Genomic DNA, 19,468 nt, shown 5'->3' with positions numbered 1-19,468 from the left:
TTCGCCATCCTATGCGATGACGCGCACCCCTTGGACGGTGCCGGAGCGCTGGTCCACCGACTTGGCGGGCTTCCCGCCGTGTGTTTCCGGCAACAGGTTTTCATCCAGCGCGCAGGCACTGCTAGAATCATTGACTGTGCCCAGGCGAGGGGACCGGCTGTCAAAAGCCGGGACCGTTATCGACAAGGCCGGAAACGCTCGGTGAGAACCACTTCGGTGGGCTTTGTGCCGATGCTTCCCTGGTCCGCGCGAGGGCGACAACGAAGCATTGAACAACCGAAGGAGAACACCATGAGCTCTGTAAACCTCGACGCCATCGTCCGCGAAGACTTCGGCAAGGGCGCTGCCCGCCGTGCCCGCCGCGATGCCAAGATCCCTGCCGTGGTCTACGGCGCAAGCTCCCAGCCGCTGCACGTGCTGCTGCCGGCCCAGGAAACCACCTTGGCCGTCCGCGACCGCTCCGTTGAGCTGGTCCTGAACGTGGATGGCAAGGAAGTCAAGACCACCGTCAAGGAGCTGCAGATCAACGCGCTGAGCCGCAACATCGATCACATCGACCTGATGGTTGCCGCCTAACCAACGCAGCAGACCCATAGCTGATCATCATGAGTGATGAGACCTGGCTGGTAGCCGGGCTCGGGAATCCCGGGCCCGGCTACGCTGGCAATAGACACAATGTCGGGCACATGGTGCTCGACGAACTGGCCTCCCGCGTGGGCGGCAAGTTCAAATCCCATCCTTCACGCGCCCAAATCATCCAGGGCCGCATGGGAATCGGCGGGCCACGCCTCGTACTGGCCAAGCCCGGCACCTATATGAACCTATCGGGTCAACCGGTGGGCAAACTGGCGAAGTTCTTCTCCGTCAGCCCCGACCACGTGATCGTCGTGCACGACGAGGTCGACATCCCCTTCGAGCAGATCAAGCTCAAGCAGGGCGGGGGAGAGGGTGGACACAACGGCCTGCGGGATATCTCCAAGGCACTGGGCACCAAAGACTACCTGCGCGTGCGGGTTGGCGTAGGTCGTCCACCTGGCCGCATGGAGACCGCGGACTGGGTGCTGCGCGACTTTTCCAAGACCGAACGCGCCAGCCTGCCGCTGCATTTGGACCGTGCGGCCGACGCGGTGGAAAGCCTGATCACCCAGGGCCTGGAACGCACACAACTAAAATTCCACGGCTCCTAAAATACCTAGTCAACCCCGTTTGCTAAGAGTACGCGCAAGCAATCTACCAAGCAGTAATAGTCCAGTTGTGCGCCAAAAAGTATGGCTATATTCTCTCATTCGGCTTCGGTTGAGAAGCCGAATGAAGTCGCCGACAGCTGACAGGCCTCCCCCAAGTACGGCCTAACTCCCCCAAGAGTCAGTTGTCGGCGTCTTCGCGTTAACGGGCAGGGGCCGCTAACTAAGGACCGGCTTAGGTGTCAGTTCGCGGATGAGGTGGAATAATTAGCCCATGTTCGCTTTCCCTAATCATTGCGCGGGGAGAGGCCACCACCACCACCGGAGGGACACGTGCATTTGGCAAGTAGCACCACTTCGACCCTGCAGCAGCCATTGACGAGTCAGGAAGTCGCGCGGATCAAGGCAGACTTCCAGATTCTCGATCAACCGGTCTCCGGTCACGAGTTGGTCTACCTGGACTCCGGGGCCACCAGCCAAAAACCGCGCTGCGTCTACGAGGCCGAGCAGCATTTCTACGAAACCGCCAACGCGGCGGTGCACCGTGGTGCGCACAGCCTGGCTGTGGAGGCCACCGACGTCTTCGAAAACGCCCGTACGACGGTCGCCTCCTTCATTGGGGCGGCACCAAACGAGCTGGTGTGGACCTCGAATGCCACCGAGGCGTTGAACCTGCTGACCTACTCCTTCTCCAACGCCTCACTGGGCCGCGGGGGAGCGGAGGCCCGCCGCTTCGCCTTTGGCCCGGGCGACGAGATCCTGGTCACCGAACTCGAACACCACGCGAATCTGATCCCGTGGCAGGAGCTGGCCTTCCGCACCGGCGCCACGCTGCGCTACGTCCCGGTCAGTGACCAGGGGGTGCTGCGCTACGACCTGTTGGACGAGCTGGTCACCGAACGCACCAAGGTGGTCGCCTTCACCCACGTCTCGAACGTGCTGGGCACCGTGATCGACGTACCGAAGTTCGTGCAGGCCGCCCGCCGGGTCGGGGCCCTGACGGTGCTCGACGGCTGCCAATCGGTTCCACACCTGCCGGTGAACGTGAAGAACCTGGACGTGGACTTCATGGCCTTCTCCGGGCACAAGATGCTCGGCCCCACAGGCATCGGGGCCCTCTACGGCCGGGCCGAACTGCTCGACGCGATGCCCCCGTTCCTCACCGGTGGATCCATGATCACCCTGGTGGACATGGAACACGCCGAATACCTGCCCTCGCCCCAGCGCTTTGAGGCCGGAACCCAGCGGGTCTCCCAGGCCCACGGCCTGGCCACTGCGGCCAGCTACCTGGACGAAATCGGCATGCAGCGCATCGCCGAATGGGAAGAGCGCCTGGGAGGGCTGCTGCTGCAGGGCCTGGCGAACCTTGAAGGCGTGCGGGTCTTCGGTCCCACCGATGCCCCGCGCATCGGCACAGTCCCATTTGAAGTCACCGGCGTGCATCCGCACGACGTGGGCCAGTACTTGGACTCGCGGGGCATTGCGGTCCGGGTGGGTCACCATTGCGCCCAGCCGCTGCACCGGGCCCTGGGTGTCACCGCCACCACCCGCGCCAGCACCTATTTGTACAACACCGAAGAAGACATCGCCCGGCTCATCGAAGCCGTCGGCTCGGTTCGAAAGTATTTTGGAGTCTAAGTGAACGACCTCGATCAGCTCTACCAACAGGTCATCCTGGACCACGCCAAGACGCGCACCGGATCCCCGTTGCAGCAGCCCGGCCAGGGCCACCGGCACGGCGAATCCCACCAGCACAATCCCATCTGCGGGGACCAGATCAAGGTCCGTGTCGAACTGGGCGAGGACGGGGGCCTGCAGACCATCAGCTGGGAAGGGGAAGGGTGCTCGATTTCCATGGCCTCGGCCTCGGTGCTCACCGAGCTGGCCACCGGGCTGAGCCGTGATGAATTCATGGAGCGCCTGGGGCTCTTCCGTGAGATGATGCGCTCCCGCGGAATCGCCACCCCCGATGAGGAGGCCCTGGAGGACGCGGCCGCCTTTGTCGGGGTCTCCAAGTTCCCGGCACGGGTCAAATGCGCCATGCTTTCCTGGGTGGCCGCAGAGGCCGCCCTGCTGGCCGCCAACGGCCAATAGCACGCCGGCAGGCCGTAGCAACGGCGCGGTTCCCGGAGGAACACGTCAGCCCTTGGAAACCACTGGTTTCCAAGGGCTGGCGTGTTCATCAGGATAGTTGCCGTACCGGGCTCACACCCGCAGGAGGCGTGAGCAAATCAGCTGTCCTGCTGGTAGACGTCCGGGATCCCGTCCTTGTTTTCGTCCCGGGTTTCACGTTCGTGGATGACCCGGTAGCGGCGGTTACGCGGCACCAGCCACAGTGCGCCGAGGATCGCGGCGACAAACGATCCGGTAAGGATGGCCACCTTCGCGTGCTCGTAGTGCGGGGACTGCAGGCCGAAGGACAGCTCGGAGACCAGCAGCGAGACGGTGAAGCCGATGCCGGCCAGCAGCGTCACGCCCAGCAGGTCGCCCCACTTGGTGTCCTCATCCAGGGAAGCCTTGGTGAACTTGGTCAGCACCCAGGTCGAACCCATGATGCCGATCGGCTTGCCGACCACCAGGCCGATGACAATGCCCCAGAACACCGGATCCAGGAACAGTTCGCCGGCCGATTCCATGCCCACCACCGAGACGCCGGCGGAGAAGAAGGCGAACACCGGGATCGCGAACCCACTGGACAGTGGCCGGAAGCGGTGCTCGAACTCTTGGGCCAGTCCCCGTCCGCGCCCCGGGTGGCGGCGCTTGACCGGTACGCAGAAGCCCAGCACCACGCCGGCAATGGTGGCGTGGATCCCCGAACCGAAAACGAAAATCCAGGTCAGTACGCCCAACGGCAGCAACAGCAGCCAAGCCGCCCAAGCATGGTTGGCGAAGAGCTTGCCGAAGGCGTAGGCCAGGATGGTAAACGCGGCAATCGGGATCAGGGCCAGGCCCAGGTAATTCAGCTTCAGCTCGTCGGTGAAGACAAACGCGATGATCACGATCGCGATCAGGTCATCGACCACGGCCAGGGTCAGCAGGAAAATGCGCAGCGCGGTGGGCAGGGCCGAACCGATGACGGCCAGCACCGCGACTGCGAACGCAATATCGGTGGCGGTGGGAATCGCCCAGCCGCGCAGGGTTTCCTCACCGGCGGAGAAGTTGATGATCGTGTAGAACAGGGCCGGGACCAGTACGCCGCCAAACGCGGCCGTCACCGGCACAACGGCGGTCTTGAAGCGCCGCAGGTCGCCGATCACGAATTCCTTCTTCAGCTCCAACCCGGTAAGGAAGAAGAAGATGGCCAGCAAGGCATCGGCCGCCCAGTGTCCGAGGGACAGATCCAGGTTCACGCCGAAGATCTCGGGCCCGAAGTGGAAGTCGCGCAACGCGAAGTATGAATCGCTCCAGGGGGTGTTGGCCCAGATCAGGGCCAGAACCGCACCGGCGATCAGCAGCATCCCGCCGACGGTTTCCTTGCGCAGGATCTTGCCGATGCGGATGAATTCGGGATAGCTCGGGCGGGAGAACAGGCGGTGCTGTCCTGGCGAGGGTGTTTGGGGCATGAAGGGTCTCGCTTACTACTTGGATGAACATTTTCCGCCGACCAGACTTCCCGGCACACCAAAGACAACAGTATCGATTTGAGCCTCAGCTCACAAGCAAAGCCCGGCGTCCACCGACGTCGTGGTCACCGGGCTTTGGGCTGGCGGGAAGAACGGACTTACTTCGACAACCAGGCGTTGACCTGGGCTGCCTGCATGTTCAGGGCCTTGCCCAGGTACGGCTCGGCCGCCGAAGCGATCTTGCCGCCAATGAACGGAATGGAGGAGGAGACTTTTGCCTCAATGGCGAAATTGGTGCCCTCGGCGTTCGCGTCCAACGCCTCCGAGCCACTGACGCTCACCGGCACCCCGCCCACCGAGATGTCCACCGTGGCGGTGCGGCTGCCCGAGGCATCCGGGGCGCCCCACTTCTCGGTCTGGGTGACTTCCACGGAGGAGCCAACGAACTTCTTGGCCATGTCCGGCACCCGGTCGGTGGGCAACGCGCGCACGGTGATCAGGGTAAAAGCGCCAGCGGTGTCGCCCTGGACGGAGAAGTCGGTCAGGGTTCCCTTGGCCAGGGTGGTCAGGTGCTCGGCGAACTCGCGGTTCGTCAGCGTGGCGATGATGTCGGAAACCGGGTGGGGAATCTGGGTGCTAGCGTTCAGTGCCATGGATGCGTTGCCAATCCTTTGTTATTCGCTGCGGGTACCCACCGGTTAATGTTCCCGGTGAATCGATCACAATCTAGCCTACCGGCCAGCACCGGTTGGGTAGGCTAGGAGAGCATGGCGAAACACCATTTGATCTGTTGCGCGGCCCCCGGAATCCCGAAGGCCGCCCGTCGTGCTGCGCGCATGCCCGTCACCGACATGTCCGCCCCCGACATGCCCAGCGTCGAGATGCCCCACCCAGAATTGCCGCGAGAGGACCGTTGACTGTCATGACCCTGCACGGACTGCATGATTTCCTGCGCACCGAGACGTCATTCAAGAGGATCCACGAGAACGCCGCCCGACCCTATTCCACGCGCAGCACCGAGATTGAGATCGCCGCGCCCGCCGGGATGCGCGCCATCCTCAGCGCCCAAGTCAGTGACGCGCTGGTCGCCGCCGAGCACGAGGGGGTGGTGCTGGTTGTCACCGCCACCGGGCGGGAGGCCGAGGAGGTCTCCGAATCGCTGGGCGCCTACATGGACCGGGCCTCGGTCGCCGAGTTCCCCTCCTGGGAAACCCTGCCGCACGAACGGCTCTCCCCGCGCAGCGACACCGTGGGCCGGCGCCTGGAGGTGCTGCGTCGGCTGCATGACGGCGATCCGAACCTGAAGGTGATCATCGCCCCGATCCGCGCGGTCCTGCAGCCGCTGGTGCAGGGACTGGGACAGCTGCGCCCGGTGCAGCTGGTGCTGGGGGCCGAACCCGGGTTCGACCAGGTGATCAAGGACCTGGCCGCGGCGGCCTACGCCCGGGTGGACATGGTGACCCACCGCGGGGAGTTTGCGGTGCGCGGCGGCATCATCGACGTCTTCCCTCCGACCCTGGACCACCCGGTGCGCATCGACTTCTTCGGTGACGAGATCGACACCATGCGCTACTTCTCGATCGCTGACCAGCGCTCCATGAGCGACCAGGCGCCGGAGCACATCACCGCCACCCCCTGCCGCGAACTGCTGATCACCCCGAAGGTGATGAGCCGGGCCGCGAAACTGGCCGATCAGTTCCCCGCAGCCACCGAAATGCTGACGAAGATCGCCGGGGGCATCGCCGTGGAGGGCATGGAGTCCCTCGCCCCGGTGCTGGTGGACAAGATGGTGCCGCTGCTCTCGCTGCTGCCGGCCTCCTCGGTGGCGCTGGTCATGGAGCCAGAACGGGTGCGCACCCGGGCTCACGACCTGAATGAGACGAACGCCGAATTTTTGGCCGCCGCCTGGGCCTCGGCCTCCGATGGGGCCAATGCGCCGCTGGATCTGTCCACCGCGGAGGCCGGGCGCCAGCTGGCCTCGGGCGACTTCGCCTCGTTGAGCGAGACGGTGGAGCACGCCGCGGCGGCCGAGGTCTCCTGGTGGGCGGTGACCTCACTGGGCGCCGATGAGGCACTGGAGCTGGGAGCCGAAACCATCCGGGTGCACGCCCGCGAACCGCGCGGCTACCAGGGGGACATCGAGGAAATGATGGCGTTCATCTCCTCCCGGATCCGCGATGAGTGGCGCCTGGTGGTCGCCACCGAGGGCCCCGGCCCGGCCGCCCGGCTCTCCCAGCTGTTCCACGAATACCGGATCCCGGCCCACCGGGTGGAGCGGATCTCCCAGGACCCCACCCCGGGGCTGATTGAGATCACCCAGGCACAGGCCGGACGCGGGTTCGTGTTCGATGAGCTGAAGTTCGGCCTGCTCACCGAGGCCGACCTGCTGGGCCGCTCCAGCGCCTACGCCCCGCGCGCCGGCAAGAAGATGACCGCCAAGCGCAAACGCAACGCGGTGGACCCGCTGTCCCTGGTCGCCGGGGACTACATCGTGCACGAGCAGCACGGCATCGGCAAGTTCGTGGAGCTGGTGGCCCGCAAGGTCGCCGGGTCCTCCAAGGACGCCAGGCGCGAATACCTGGTGGTGGAGTACGCCCCCTCCAAGCGCGGCGCCCCCGGGGACCGCTTGTTCGTGCCCATGGACCAGCTGGACACCATCACCCGCTACGTGGGCGCCGAATCACCCAGCCTGTCCAAGATGGGCGGGTCGGACTGGTCGAACACGAAGTCCAAGGCCCGCAAGGCGGTCAAGCAGATCGCCGGGGACCTGATCAAGCTGTACTCGGCGCGCATGGCCAGCCGCGGCCACGCCTTTGGGTCCGACACCCCCTGGCAGTCGGAGCTGGAGGAGGCCTTCGCCTATGTGGAGACCCCGGACCAGCTCACCGCCATCAACGAGGTGAAGGCCGATATGGAAAAGCAGGTCCCGATGGACCGGCTGATCTCCGGGGACGTGGGCTTTGGCAAGACCGAGATCGCGGTGCGCGCCGCCTTCAAGGCGGTGCAGGACTCCAAGCAGGTGGCCCTGCTGGTGCCCACCACGCTGCTGGCTTCCCAGCACTACCAGACCTTCACCGAACGCTACTCCGGATTCCCGGTGCGGGTGAAGGCGCTCTCGCGCTTCCAGACCGCCAAGGAAGCCAAGGAGGTGCTCGCCGGGCTGAAGGACGGCAGCGTGGACATCGTCATCGGCACCCACCGGCTGCTGTCCAAGAACGTGGAGTTCAAGAACCTGGGCCTGGTGATCATCGACGAGGAGCAGCGCTTCGGCGTGGAGCACAAGGAGGAGCTGAAGAAGCTGCGCACCAACGTGGATGTGCTGGCCATGAGCGCCACCCCGATCCCGCGCACCCTGGAGATGAGCCTGACCGGGATCCGGGAAACCTCCACGCTGGCCACCCCGCCGGAGGAGCGCCACCCGGTGCTCACCTATGTGGGTCCACGCACCGACAAGCAGATCTCCGCGGCGATCCGCCGCGAGCTGATGCGTGACGGTCAGGTGTTCTTCGTGCACAACCGGGTTTCCTCGATTGAGCGGGTCGCCGCCGAACTGCGCGAGCTGGTGCCCGAGGCGCGGGTTGAGGTGGCCCACGGCAAGATGAGTGAATCCCGCCTGGAACGGATCATCCAGGACTTCTGGGAACGCAAGTTTGATGTGCTGGTTTCCACCACCATCATCGAAACCGGGCTGGACATCTCCAACGCGAACACGCTGATCGTGGACCGGGCCAACAACTACGGCCTGTCCCAGCTGCACCAGCTGCGCGGGCGCGTGGGCCGGGCCCGGGAACGGGCCTACGCCTACTTCCTGTGGGACGCCGAAAAGCCGCTGGGCGAGGTGGCCCTGGAGCGGCTGAAGGCGGTCGCGGCGCACAATGAACTCGGCTCGGGCTACCAGCTGGCGATGAAGGACCTGGAACTGCGCGGGGCGGGCAACCTGCTGGGCGGGGAACAGTCCGGGCACATCGCCGGGGTGGGCTTCGACCTGTACCTGCGCCTGGTCGGGGAGGCCGTGGCCGACTACAAGGGGGAGGGGGACACCGAGCCGGCGGAAATGAAGATCGAGCTGCCGGTCAACGCCCACCTGCCCCACGACTACGTGCCCGGCGAACGGCTGCGCCTGGAGGCGTACCGCAACATCGCCTCGGCCGAGACCCCCGAGGCGCTGGCCGAGGTGGGGGAGGAGCTGGTGGACCGCTACGGCAAGATGCCGGCCCCGGTGCAGAACCTGTTGCGGGTGGCCGGGCTGCGGATCCGGGCCCGGGCAGCGGGCCTGAGCGACATCCAGCTGATCGGCAATCACGTGAAGGTCGCCCCGGCGAAGATCGAGGACCTGCCCGCCTCCCGCCAGGTGCGCCTGGAGCGGCTGTACCCGGGGGCGGCGAACAAGCCGGCGCTGAACGCGATCTTCTTCGACCGTCCGCGCACCGCCCCGGTGGGCGGACGCCCGCTGGCCGACGAGGAGATCCTGGACTGGGCCGAACAGCTGCTCTACAACCTGTTCGAAACCCAGCCGGCCCCCTCGGCCGCCGGCACCGGGGCCTGATCCCACCAGCCCGTTCCTGCCGGCCCGCGCGCCGGCCGGACCGGGCGGTAGGCCCACGCACCGGGGAACGAAAAAGGTGGATGGATCCGTGCGGATCCATCCACCTTTTTGCCGGTGCGGTGACTAACGTCGCGGCAGGTCTTAGTCGTTCTGGTGCATGGTGACTTCGGCCGAGTCGGCGCGCCCCATCAGGTGCATTGGAATGGCGAAGCCCAAAGAGACCAGGGCGAAGCACAGGATCGAGGGGATCCAGGCGTTGTCCAGCGACCAGAACGACAGGGCGTAGATGCCACCGGCGAACATGACGAAGAAGATCACAAAGCTGATGACGTTGCCAACCAGGCGACCCTCGCCGGAGTGGGAGACGTTCTTGTCGTTCGAGTACACTATTTCTCCTTGTGGAACGAAAACCTGCGGCCGGTTAGTAGCCGGTCCCGCCTTGTCCTCCCTCTAGGATAGCAACTCCTGAGCTGGACCCAAGACGGGTGGCGCCGGCGGCGATCATGGCCCGCGCGGTTTCCAGGGTGCGCACCCCGCCGGAGGCCTTGACGCCCATCTGTTCGCCCACGGTACGGCGCATCAGCTCCACGTCCTCCACGGTGGCCCCGCCGGTGGAGAAGCCGGTGGAGGTCTTCACGAAGTCGGCGCCCGCGGACTTGGCGGAGGTGCAGGCCAGCACCTTGGCCGACTCGTCCAGCAGGGCGGTTTCAATGATGACCTTCAAGATCGCCCCGCCCTCATGCACTGCCTGGGCGACCGCGAAGATGTCGTTGACCAGCGCGTCCCCATCCCCGCGCAGCGCGGCGGCCACGTCGATGACCATGTCAATTTCGTTCGCGCCGTCGGAGATCGCCTGCTTGGCCTCAAACACCTTGGTTTCGGTGGTGGTGGCCCCCAACGGGAAGCCGATGACCGAGCAGGTGAGCACGTCACTGCCGGCCAGCTCACGGGCAACGGTGGAAACCCACAGCGGGTTCACGCACACCGACTTGAAGTGGTACTGCTTGGCCTCGGTACAGATCTGCACGATCTGCTCCCGGGAGGCGTTCTGCGCCAGCAGCGTGTGGTCGATGTACCCGGCAATGTCCTGGGCGGAGAGTTCGGTCATGATCATCCTTGCCAATCGTTGGGGCTGCGGTCCAAGGACCGCAGCCGAACACTAAAAGCGAACTGTGAAATCGTGGGGTCCCTTCAGGACCTGCGGGTGGAAGCTATCTGTCGGCGAAAAATTCGGCGAGCTCGGCCTTGATGGCCACGCACTCGGCGGTAGCCTGCTCACGCAGTGCGCCCACCGGGGCTCCTGGATCCACCGACACGATGGTCTCGATGTAGCACTTGAGTTTCGGTTCGGTGCCGGAGGGACGGATGATGACCCGGGCCCGGTTGGCGGTGTGCAGCACCACCGCATCGGTGGCCGGCAGCTCCGCGCCTGCGCGGGCCAGGTCCACCACCTCGCTGACCGGTGCCCCGGCCAGGGTGCGCGGGGCGTGCGTGCGCACCCGCTGCATCAGCACGGGGATCCGCGACAGGTCGGTGAAGCGCAATGAGAGCTGGTCGGTGACGTGCACGCCGTGGGCCGCGGCCAGTTCCTCCAGGCGCCGGGCCAGGCTCGAACCGGCGGCCTTCAGCTCGCTGGCCAGTTCGGCCAGCACCAGCCCGGCCGATATCCCGTCCTTGTCCCGCACCAGTTCCGGGGCCACGCAGTAGCCCAGGGCCTCCTCGTAGCCGAAGCCCAGGTGCGGAACCCGGGAGATCCACTTGAAACCGGTTAGCGTCTGGGCATGTGGGCGTCCGGCGGCGGCCGCGATCGAGCCCAGCATCCGGGAGGAAACAATCGAGTTGGCCAGCACCGCGCCCTCGGGCAGGCGCGGTGCCAGGTAGTCGCCCAGCAGCCATCCCACCTCGTCCCCGCGCAGCATCCGCCACCCGGACTCGGTGTGCACCGCAGCGGCGCAGCGGTCCGCGTCCGGGTCGTTGGCGATCACCAGGTCCGCCTCCAGCCGCTGGGCCAGCTGCAGGGACAGGTCGATGGCCCCGGGTTCCTCAGGGTTCGGGAACGCGACGGTGGGGAACTGCGGGTCCGGTTCGGCCTGCTCCGGCACCTGGTGCACGTCGCTGAAGCCGGCCCCGGCCAGGGCCTGGGCCATGGTGTGCCCGCCCACCCCGTGCATCGCACTGACCACGATGCGCAGCTGTTCGCGGGCCGCCGGGTGTTGTGCGCCGGCCTCGGGGATCACCTTGGCAATCGCCTTCAGGTAACGGGCCTCAATGTCCCCGGGCTGCCCGGCGGCGGGCAGCACCTGCCAGCCGGAGGGGGCCAGCAGGATGTCATCGACCGGCTGGTCGTGGTCAATCAGGGCGGCAATTTCCGCGTCGATCGGGGCGACGATCTGGGCGCCGCGCCCATGCTCGTCGCTGACCCGCCCGCCAACGTAGACCTTGTAGCCGTTGTCCTGGGGTGGGTTGTGGCTGGCGGTGACCATCACCCCGGCCTCGGCGCCCAGCTCGCGTACCGTCCAGGCCAGCACGGGGGTGGGCAGCGGGGACGGCATCAGGTGCACGTCGAATCCGGCGGCGGTGAAGATCGCCGCCGAATCCAGGGCGAACTGGTGCGAATTGTGGCGGGCGTCAAAGCCCACCACCACGCTCGGGGTGTAGGCGCGCTGGGCGCGGTGGGCCAGGAAGCGGGCGATCCCGGCGGCGGTGCGGCGCACCACCACCCGGTTCATCCGCATCGGCCCGGCCCCCAGCTCGGCCCGCAGCCCGGCCGTGCCAAAGGCCAGATTGGCGCTGAAGCGCTCGGTCAAATCCTGCAGCGCATCGGCCTGGCCGGCCTGGGCGCCCTGGATTAGCGAGGCCAGCTCGGCCTGGGTCTGCGGGTCGGGGTCACTTGCCGCCCAGGCCTGGGCCCGGTCGAGCAGCTGTGCGTTGTCGGTGCTGTCGATCAACTGTGTGCCTACCTTTGCTGGGGGCGTGAAACGCCGTGACTAGAAGCGGGAGATGATCTCGGCCAACAGCTTGGAGATCCGCGGCCCGGCCGCCTGCCCGGCTTCGATGACCTCTTCGTGGCTCAGCGCCATGTCGCTGATCCCGGCGGCCAGGTTGGTCACCAGGGAAATGCCGAAGACCTCCATCCCGGCATGGCGGGCGGCAATGGCCTCCAGGGCGGTGGACATGCCCACCAGGTTCGCCCCAATCACCTTGGCGTACTGCACCTCGGCCGGGGTTTCGTAGTGTGGGCCGGTGAACTGGGCGTACACGCCCTCATCCAGGCTCGGGTCCACCTCGCGCGCGATTCGGCGCAGGCGCGAGGAATACAGGTCGGTCAGGTCCACGAACGTGGCCCCCTCCAGCGGGGAGGCGGCGGTGAGGTTGATGTGGTCCGAGATCAGCACCGGGGTGCCCGGGGCCCAGTTCGGGTTCAGCCCGCCGCAGCCGTTGGTCAACACCAGCTGGGTGCAGCCGGCGGCCGCCGCGGTGCGGATCGGGTGCACCACCGCGCGCACCCCGCGCCCCTCATAGAAGTGGGAGCGCGCCCCCAGCACCAGCACCCGCTTGCCGTCCCGGGCGAGGATCGAGGAAATGTGGCCCTTGTGCCCGGGCACCGCCGGGGCGTGGAAACCGGGAATGGTGGCCGCGTCCAGGGTGTGGGTGGTCTCGCCGATCAGTTCGGCGGCCTGGCCCCACCCGGAGCCGAGGACCACGGCCAAATCGTGCTTGGCAACGCCGGTGGCCTCGGCGATCGCCCCGGCCGCTTCGTGGGCCAGGGTGCTGGGATCAATATCGAAAGTAGTCACGGCAATACGCTACCGCCCGGTATGCGTTTTTGTCAGTTGAACCCCGCCCGCGCGGGCGCGCACCGGGCGAATGTGCACGTGCTGGCCCAATAAGAGACAATGGGGTGCGTGAGCACAGAACGCAGGAATGAAGCAACCAGACTAGTAATCATCGGCGGCGGGCCGGGCGGCTACGAGGCGGCCATCGGCGCGGCCCAACTGGGCGCCAACGTAACCATCGTGGAACGTGCCGGCATGGGCGGTTCGGCGGTGCTGACCGACGTGGTGCCCTCCAAGACCCTGATCGCCACCGCTGACGTGGTGCGCCGGGCCAAGCACTCCTCCAGCTTCGGGGTGAAGATCGAGGGGCTGGACGACGCCGAAACCGACTTCGCGGTGGTCAACCACCGGCTGCTGGACCTGGCCAAGGAGCAGTCCGCGGACATCCGCAACGGCCTGGAGCGGGCCGGGGTGCGCATCCTGATCGGGGAGGGGCGTCTGCTGGACGCCCACACCGTGGAGGTCACCGGCACCGACGGCAGCATCCAGAAGCTGGACGCCGACGCGGTGCTGCTGGCCACCGGCGCCCACCCGCGCGAACTGCCCACCGCCAAGCCCGATGGTGAGCGGATCTTCAACTGGACCCAGATCTATAACATGAATGACGTGCCCGAGCATCTGATCGTCATCGGTTCGGGCGTCACCGGCGCCGAGTTCGCCAGCGCCTACAACCTGCTGGGCGCCAAAGTCACCCTGGTGTCCTCCCGCGACCGGGTCCTGCCCGGTGAGGACGCCGACGCCGCCGGGGTGCTGGAGGACGTGTTCAAGCGCAACGGCCTGAACGTGGTCTCCCAGGCCCGTGCCGAAGCCGTCACCCGCCAGGGCGACAAGGTGCTGGTCACCCTCGCCGACGGGCGCGTGCTGGAAGGCAGCCACTGCCTGGTCGCCGTGGGCTCGATCCCGAACACCAAGGGCCTGGGCCTGGAGGAGGCTGGGGTGCAGCTGACCGATTCGGGGCACATCCGGGTCGACGGGGTTTCGCGCACCACCGCCAACAACGTGTACGCGGCCGGGGACTGCACCGGGGTGTTCAACCTGGCCTCGGTCTCGGCCATGCAGGGACGCATCGCCGTGGCCCACCTGCTGGGCGACTCGGTCAAGCCGATCAACCTGGACCTGGTCTCCTCGAACATCTTCACCTCCCCGGAAATCGCGACCGTTGGTGTCTCCCAGCGCGCCGTGGCCGAGGGCAAGTACCAGGCGAACATCGTCAAGGTTGACCTGGCCACCAACGCCCGAGCCAAGATGATGAACATGGAGGAGGGGTTCGTCAAGATCGTCTCCCGCAAGGGCTCTGGCACCGTGATCGGCGGCGTGGTGGTTGCCCCGCGCGCCAGTGAACTGATCTACTCGCTGGCCCTGGCCGTGCAGAACAACCTACACGTGGATGACGTGGCCGAGACCTTCACCGTCTACCCGTCACTGGCCGGGTCGCTGGCCGAGGCGGCCCGCCGCCTGCACCGGCACATGTAACCCTCAATTCTGTGTTCGCCCCGTGGCGGGCTGGCGTTGCCCCGGTTGGGCCGCCAGCCCGCCACGGATCGTTAACCGAAGCCCCGTGCCGCGGCGCCGGCAGTTGCCGCCGCGGCCAAGCGGGCCCGGCCCGGAGGGTAGGCTACAACCAGGCCCGGCAGGCGTCGGTTCGGAAGCAAGTTTTAGGTGGTGGAGCGCCCGTGTACCGGCTGCAGAGTCTGGATGACCCGCGGAGTGTGCGCGATGAGGTCGTGGCGCTTTATGACGCCGTGGGCTGGGGTGCCTACACTGATCAGCCGGACATACTGCTGCAGGCGCTTGCCGCGAGCCTGCACACCGTGACGGCGTGGGACCAAACGCGGTTGGTCGGCCTGGCCCGCGTGGTCGGGGACGGACAAACGATCTGCTATCTGCAAGATGTGCTGGTGCATCCGGATCACCAGCGCCGCAGTCTGGGGCGGCGTCTGGTCCTTGAGGTGCTGCGGCCTTATGCGCGGGTGCGCCAAACCGTTCTGCTCACCGACGCGGATCCGGCGCTGGCCGCCTTCTATCGCGCACTGGGGTTTCACCGGGCTGCGGAGAATCCCGGGGCGCCATTGGAGTGCTTCGTCTCGCTGCGCTAAACCGCCTCAATGCGCCGCTGAGCCTTCTGCGGCTCCGTTTCCCTGCCTGCCGCGGGCCGTGGCTCCTTTCCTACCTCTTCCCAGTGGCGGATCTAGCGGTTATTCTCTGTAGCACGTTGCTCGAATCCGGCCACGACCAGCATTTGAGAGCACCAGCGTAAACATTGTCCAAATAATGGACACAAAATCCGCTATGTGGACTTGGCGCAGTAAGCTGGATCCATACATTTTCACTTTTCGCACCTTTGAAGGAGACGCCTCCATGTCTCAGGCAAGCCAGGTAGCGGTCCCGAAACAGAACACGCGCGGACGCGTGCTCTTTGCTTCGATGATCGGCACCACCATCGAGTTCTTCGACTTCTACGCGTACGCTACCGCGTCCGTCCTGGTCTTCCCGGCCCTGTTCTTCCCGAACGCAACCACCATCAACGCGATCCTCTCCTCGTTCGCAATCTTCGGTGTGGCCTTCCTGGCCCGTCCGCTGGGCTCAATTGTCTTCGGGCACTACGGCGACAAGCTGGGACGCAAGGGCACGCTGGTCGCCTCGCTGATGACCATGGGGATTGCCACCTTCCTGATCGGCTTCCTGCCCCCGGCCCAGGGCGGCTGGGTGGTGCTGGCTCCGCTGGCGCTGGTGCTGCTGCGTTTTGCCCAAGGCCTGGCCCTGGGTGGCGAATGGTCCGGCGCAGCCCTGCTGGCCACCGAAAACGCCCCGAAGAACAAGCGCGCCGTGTACGGCACCTTCCCGCAGCTGGGCGCCCCGGTCGGCTTCATCATAGCCAACCTGATGTTCGTTGCATTGCAGACCTGGCTGAGTCCCGAGGCGTTTTTGGCCTGGGGCTGGCGCGTACCGTTCTGGTTCTCCCTGGTCATGGTCATCGTGGGCCTGTGGGTGCGTCTGAAGCTGGTTGAATCCACCTCGTTCATGAAGGTCGTGGAACAGAAGAAGGTGGTCAAGTCCCCGTTCAGCGTCACCATGAAGCGGCACTGGCGTCCGGTGCTGGCCGGAACATTCATCATGTTCGCCACCTACGTGCTGTTCTACCTGATGACCTCCTTCACGCTTACCTACGGCACCGCGGCCGCCACCCCGGAGCAGGCGCAGGCCGCCGCCGACGCCGCCGGCAAGAGCTTTGATCCGGCCTCCTTCGTGCCGGGCCTGGGCATCGCCCGCCCCGAGTTCCTGACGATGCTGATCATCGGGGTGGTCTTCTTCGGCATCTTCACCGTCGCCTCCGGCCCGCTGGCCGAGAAGTACGGCCGCCGCAAGTTCCTGATCTACGTCACCGTGGGCATCCTGGTCTTCGGTGCCGCCTGGACCCTGTTCTTCGGACCGGGCAAGGGTGCGGCCATGGCCGGGCTGATCGTGGGGTTCACCCTGATGGGCCTGACCTTCGGGCCGATGGCGGCCTACCTGCCCGAGCTCTTCCCCTCCAATGTGCGCTACACCGGTTCGGCAGTCGCCTACAACCTGTCCTCGGTGATCGGTGCCGCCCCGGCTTCGTTTGTGGCCATTGCCCTGTGGAATGCCGGGGAAGGCAGCACCGTCGGGGTGGGCGTCTACCTGGCCATTGCGGCGGTCGCGACCTTGATCGCGCTGCTGATGACCCGTGACACCCGTGACGTGGACATCGAGAACTACGTCGATTAAACACCCTCAGCGACCAGCGGACGGGAACCCTGTAGCCGGTCAGCTCAAACAGACAATGGTGCGGTGCACCCCCGACAACCTCGGGGGCTGCGCCGCACCATTGCCATGTCAACGCATCATTTCCGCCCGGGTTTTTCGCCACCAGCCGCTACCGCTAGGATCCTAGCGACAACAGCTGGGAATGAAATTCCTGAAAGCAGACCAGGTGGCGCGCCGGCCTACGTGGTCGCCGCCGGGGGTGCGGCGCTTGATAACGGAGTCAGTGATGCGCCCGCGTTTGGACTCGAGTTCCATCTGGGTGAGAGGGCGGCCAAGAGGGTGAAGACGATGGGTCTCAGGGGTGTTTGGGTATAGGCGTCGCCGCCGCCGAAGTTCAAGACGCATAGTCCGGATTGTGACCCCTGATTGCGTTCTACGCCAGATCAGGCCGCCTGAACGGCCACCGCCGGTTCGGGACGCCCGACACCGGGGCGGCACCAAAGCGGCGGCCGGGTTCGTGCCTCATGCACCAACCCGGCCGCCGCCCAAAAAGCCCGAGGTTATTCGGAGTCGTTGATCGAGGCGATCACGGCCCCGGCCGAAAGGGTCTCACCCGGGGTGACCTTCAGCCCGCTGACCACGCCGTCGCGGTGCGCGGTGATCGGCTGCTCCATCTTCATGGCCTCCAACACCACGATCAGGTCCCCGGCGGTCACCGGGTCCCCGTCGTTCACCGCAACCTTCACGATGGTTCCCTGCATCGGGGAGAGCAGCTCGGTGCTGTTCCCGGCCCCGGCGGCCCCGCCCTTGCGGGTGCCCTTGCGCTTCTTCTTGCCGTTCTTGGCCGCGGCGCCATCGGTGACGCTGCCCAGTGATGCCGGCAGGGTCACCTCCAGGCGCTTGCCCCCGACCTCCACGGTCACGCTGGTGCGTTCGTCCGCTTCCTCGCTGTCCACCACGCCGGCCGCGAACGGCTCGATCGGGGTGTTGAACTCGGTCTCGATCCAGCGGGTGTGCACCGAGAACGCGCCGGTTTCGGGCACGAACGCCGGGTCGCTCATCACCGCACGGTGGAAGGGCAGCACCGTGGCCATCCCCTCGATCTGGAACTCCTCCAGGGCGCGGCGGGCACGGGCGGCGGCAACCTCACGGGTGGAACCGGTGACAATCAGCTTGGAGATCATCGAGTCGAAGTTGCCCGAGACGCTCTCCCCGGCCTCGATGCCCGAATCCAGGCGGACACCCGGACCGGCCGGCAGGGTCATGGAGGTGATGGTGCCGGGGGTGGGGATGAAGCCGCGTCCGGCGTCTTCCCCGTTAATCCGGAACTCGAAGGAGTGCCCGCGGATCTCGGGATCGCCATAGCCCAGCTGCTCGCCACGGGCCAGGCGGAACTGCTCGCGCACCAGATCCAGGCCGGTGACTTCCTCGGAGACCGGATGCTCAACCTGCAGGCGGGTGTTCACCTCCAGGAAGGAGATCACCCCATCCTGGCCGACCAGGAATTCGCAGGTGCCGGCACCCACGTAGCCGGCCTCCTTCAGGATCGCCTTGGAGGAATCGTACAGGCGCTGGACCTGCTCCTCGCTCAAGAACGGGGCCGGGGCCTCCTCAACCAGCTTCTGGTTGCGCCGCTGCAGCGAGCAGTCGCGGGTGGAGACGACCACCACGTTGCCCTCGGCGTCGGCCAGGCACTGGGTCTCCACGTGGCGTGGGGCGTCCAGGAAACGTTCGATGAAGCATTCGCCGCGGCCAAACGCGGCGGTCGCCTCACGCACCGCCGAGTCGTAGAGCTCGCCGATGCTTTCGCGCTCACGCACCACCTTGATGCCGCGCCCGCCGCCACCGTAGGCGGCCTTGATGGCCAGCGGCAGCCCGAACTCATCGGCGAAGGCATAGACCTCCTCGGCCGAGGCGACCGGGTCCTTGGTGCCCGGCACCAGCGGGGCGCCCACCTTCTCGGCGATGTGGCGGGCCTGCACCTTGTCACCCAGCTGTTCGATGGCAGCAGGGGGAGGCCCGATCCAGGTCAGCCCGGCGTCGATGACGGCCTGGGCGAACTCGGCGTTCTCGGCCAGGAACCCGTAGCCCGGGTGCACGGCATCCGCTCCGGAGCGCTCGGCCACATCCAGGATCTTCTCGATGCGAAGGTAGGAGTCGCCGGCCGTGGTCCCGCCCAGCGCGTAGGCTTCGTCGGCCAGTCGGACATGCAGGGCGTCGCGGTCCGAATCGGCGTACACGGCAACCGATTCGATGCCCTCGTCACGGGCGGCACGGATGATGCGCACCGCAATCTCGCCACGGTTGGCGATCAACACCTTCGTCAATGGGTTCATTGGTGGGCCTTGTCTTCAAGATTTCTAAAGTCTTCCTAGGGGAGCCTATCGGTTTTGTGGGAACTACATGTAATAACCCGCCTATCCCGGGGTGAACCTCCGAAATTTTTGGAGGGTTCCTACAAAGCCGGTTCAGTGAGGACGGTTTCTAGGAGTCAGCGAAGAATGGTTGCGGCATGAAAATGGGCGTGCCTAGCGTGGCCAGACCAGCGGCACCGGCGGCGCAGCACACCGCCACGGTTGGGCCGCGGTCCCGGGCGGGGCAGCCCGGGGGACA

Annotated in this window: 15 protein-coding genes; 8 read left to right on the top strand and 7 right to left on the bottom strand. The window is 66.2% G+C overall.

Annotated elements, in window-relative coordinates; all coding sequences use genetic code 11:
* The first annotated feature begins 291 nt into the window (after positions 1–291).
* The 4 genes from FDN03_RS06895 to sufU all read left to right on the top strand — a co-directional run bounded on the left by FDN03_RS06895 (position 292) and on the right by sufU (position 3,278).
* The gene (locus FDN03_RS06895; protein WP_138175357.1) at positions 292–576 is read left to right on the top strand and encodes a 50S ribosomal protein L25; all 285 of its coding nucleotides are present in this window, start codon (positions 292–294) and stop codon (positions 574–576) included.
* Positions 577–605: 29 nt separating this feature from the next.
* Positions 606–1,187, top strand: coding sequence for an aminoacyl-tRNA hydrolase (gene pth, locus FDN03_RS06890; protein ID WP_138175355.1), 582 nt, complete (start codon positions 606–608; stop codon positions 1,185–1,187).
* Positions 1,188–1,523: 336 nt separating this feature from the next.
* Positions 1,524–2,822 (top strand): SufS family cysteine desulfurase, encoded by a 1,299-nt coding sequence (locus FDN03_RS06885; protein WP_138175353.1) that lies wholly within the window; start codon positions 1,524–1,526, stop codon positions 2,820–2,822.
* Positions 2,823–3,278, top strand: a complete 456-nt coding sequence (gene sufU / locus FDN03_RS06880; protein WP_138175351.1) for a Fe-S cluster assembly sulfur transfer protein SufU — start codon at positions 2,823–2,825, stop codon at positions 3,276–3,278. It begins immediately after the preceding gene.
* 137 nt (positions 3,279–3,415) lie between these two features.
* Here the strand turns inward: sufU and nhaA are convergent, their stop codons facing one another.
* Both nhaA and FDN03_RS06870 read right to left on the bottom strand, forming a co-directional pair.
* Positions 3,416–4,747 (bottom strand): Na+/H+ antiporter NhaA, encoded by a 1,332-nt coding sequence (gene nhaA / locus FDN03_RS06875; protein WP_138175349.1) that lies wholly within the window; start codon positions 4,745–4,747, stop codon positions 3,416–3,418.
* A 158-nt stretch (positions 4,748–4,905) separates the two neighbouring features.
* Entirely contained in the window at positions 4,906–5,400 is a 495-nt protein-coding gene (locus tag FDN03_RS06870) for a DUF2505 domain-containing protein (RefSeq protein WP_138175347.1), read from the bottom strand.
* A gap of 269 nt (positions 5,401–5,669) precedes the next feature.
* Here FDN03_RS06870 and mfd point away from each other — a divergent pair, with 269 nt between their 5' ends.
* A complete protein-coding gene (gene mfd, locus FDN03_RS06865) occupies positions 5,670–9,293 on the top strand; it encodes a transcription-repair coupling factor (protein ID WP_138175345.1) in 3,624 nt (1,207 codons plus the stop codon).
* A 141-nt stretch (positions 9,294–9,434) separates the two neighbouring features.
* Here the strand turns inward: mfd and FDN03_RS06860 are convergent, their stop codons facing one another.
* The 4 genes from FDN03_RS06860 to FDN03_RS06845 all read right to left on the bottom strand — a co-directional run bounded on the left by FDN03_RS06860 (position 9,435) and on the right by FDN03_RS06845 (position 13,096).
* The gene (locus FDN03_RS06860; protein WP_138175343.1) at positions 9,435–9,680 is read right to left on the bottom strand and encodes a hypothetical protein; all 246 of its coding nucleotides are present in this window, start codon (positions 9,678–9,680) and stop codon (positions 9,435–9,437) included.
* 34 nt (positions 9,681–9,714) lie between these two features.
* The gene (gene deoC / locus FDN03_RS06855) at positions 9,715–10,401 is read right to left on the bottom strand and encodes a deoxyribose-phosphate aldolase (RefSeq protein ID WP_138175341.1); all 687 of its coding nucleotides are present in this window, start codon (positions 10,399–10,401) and stop codon (positions 9,715–9,717) included.
* Positions 10,402–10,504: 103 nt separating this feature from the next.
* On the bottom strand, positions 10,505–12,241 hold the full coding sequence (locus tag FDN03_RS06850; protein WP_349291709.1) for a phospho-sugar mutase: 1,737 nt from the start codon (positions 12,239–12,241) through the stop codon (positions 10,505–10,507).
* Positions 12,242–12,280: 39 nt separating this feature from the next.
* A complete protein-coding gene (locus FDN03_RS06845) occupies positions 12,281–13,096 on the bottom strand; it encodes a purine-nucleoside phosphorylase (protein ID WP_138175339.1) in 816 nt (271 codons plus the stop codon).
* A 102-nt stretch (positions 13,097–13,198) separates the two neighbouring features.
* Between FDN03_RS06845 and FDN03_RS06840 the strand changes: the two genes are divergently transcribed.
* From FDN03_RS06840 to FDN03_RS06830, 3 genes are all read left to right on the top strand, one after another.
* Positions 13,199–14,602, top strand: coding sequence for an NAD(P)H-quinone dehydrogenase (locus FDN03_RS06840; protein ID WP_249354393.1), 1,404 nt, complete (start codon positions 13,199–13,201; stop codon positions 14,600–14,602).
* A 200-nt stretch (positions 14,603–14,802) separates the two neighbouring features.
* A complete protein-coding gene (locus FDN03_RS06835) occupies positions 14,803–15,225 on the top strand; it encodes a GNAT family N-acetyltransferase (protein WP_138175337.1) in 423 nt (140 codons plus the stop codon).
* A gap of 262 nt (positions 15,226–15,487) precedes the next feature.
* Positions 15,488–16,876: an MFS transporter gene (locus FDN03_RS06830; protein WP_138175335.1), complete on the top strand. Its 1,389-nt coding sequence runs from the start codon at positions 15,488–15,490 to the stop codon at positions 16,874–16,876.
* 539 nt (positions 16,877–17,415) lie between these two features.
* Here FDN03_RS06830 and FDN03_RS06825 read toward each other — a convergent pair.
* A complete protein-coding gene (locus tag FDN03_RS06825) occupies positions 17,416–19,191 on the bottom strand; it encodes a biotin carboxylase N-terminal domain-containing protein (RefSeq protein ID WP_138175333.1) in 1,776 nt (591 codons plus the stop codon).
* Positions 19,192–19,468 lie beyond the last annotated feature (277 nt).

Source organism: Glutamicibacter sp. V16R2B1, from assembly GCF_005774635.1.
Lineage (GTDB): Bacteria > Actinomycetota > Actinomycetes > Actinomycetales > Micrococcaceae > Glutamicibacter > Glutamicibacter creatinolyticus.
The sequence above is the reverse complement of the archived record's forward strand: the minus strand, read 5'-3'. Positions and strand labels throughout refer to the sequence as shown.

Coding starts and splice junctions, on each gene's coding strand:
- deoC (WP_138175341.1), bottom strand. CDS start 10,401: ATGACCGAACTCTCCGCCCAGGACATTGCCGGGTACATCGACCACACG.
- FDN03_RS06825 (WP_138175333.1), bottom strand. CDS start 19,191: ATGAACCCATTGACGAAGGTGTTGATCGCCAACCGTGGCGAGATTGCG.
- nhaA (WP_138175349.1), bottom strand. CDS start 4,747: ATGCCCCAAACACCCTCGCCAGGACAGCACCGCCTGTTCTCCCGCCCG.
- mfd (WP_138175345.1), top strand. CDS start 5,670: ATGACCCTGCACGGACTGCATGATTTCCTGCGCACCGAGACGTCATTC.
- pth (WP_138175355.1), top strand. CDS start 606: ATGAGTGATGAGACCTGGCTGGTAGCCGGGCTCGGGAATCCCGGGCCC.
- FDN03_RS06870 (WP_138175347.1), bottom strand. CDS start 5,400: ATGGCACTGAACGCTAGCACCCAGATTCCCCACCCGGTTTCCGACATC.
- FDN03_RS06830 (WP_138175335.1), top strand. CDS start 15,488: ATGTCTCAGGCAAGCCAGGTAGCGGTCCCGAAACAGAACACGCGCGGA.
- FDN03_RS06895 (WP_138175357.1), top strand. CDS start 292: ATGAGCTCTGTAAACCTCGACGCCATCGTCCGCGAAGACTTCGGCAAG.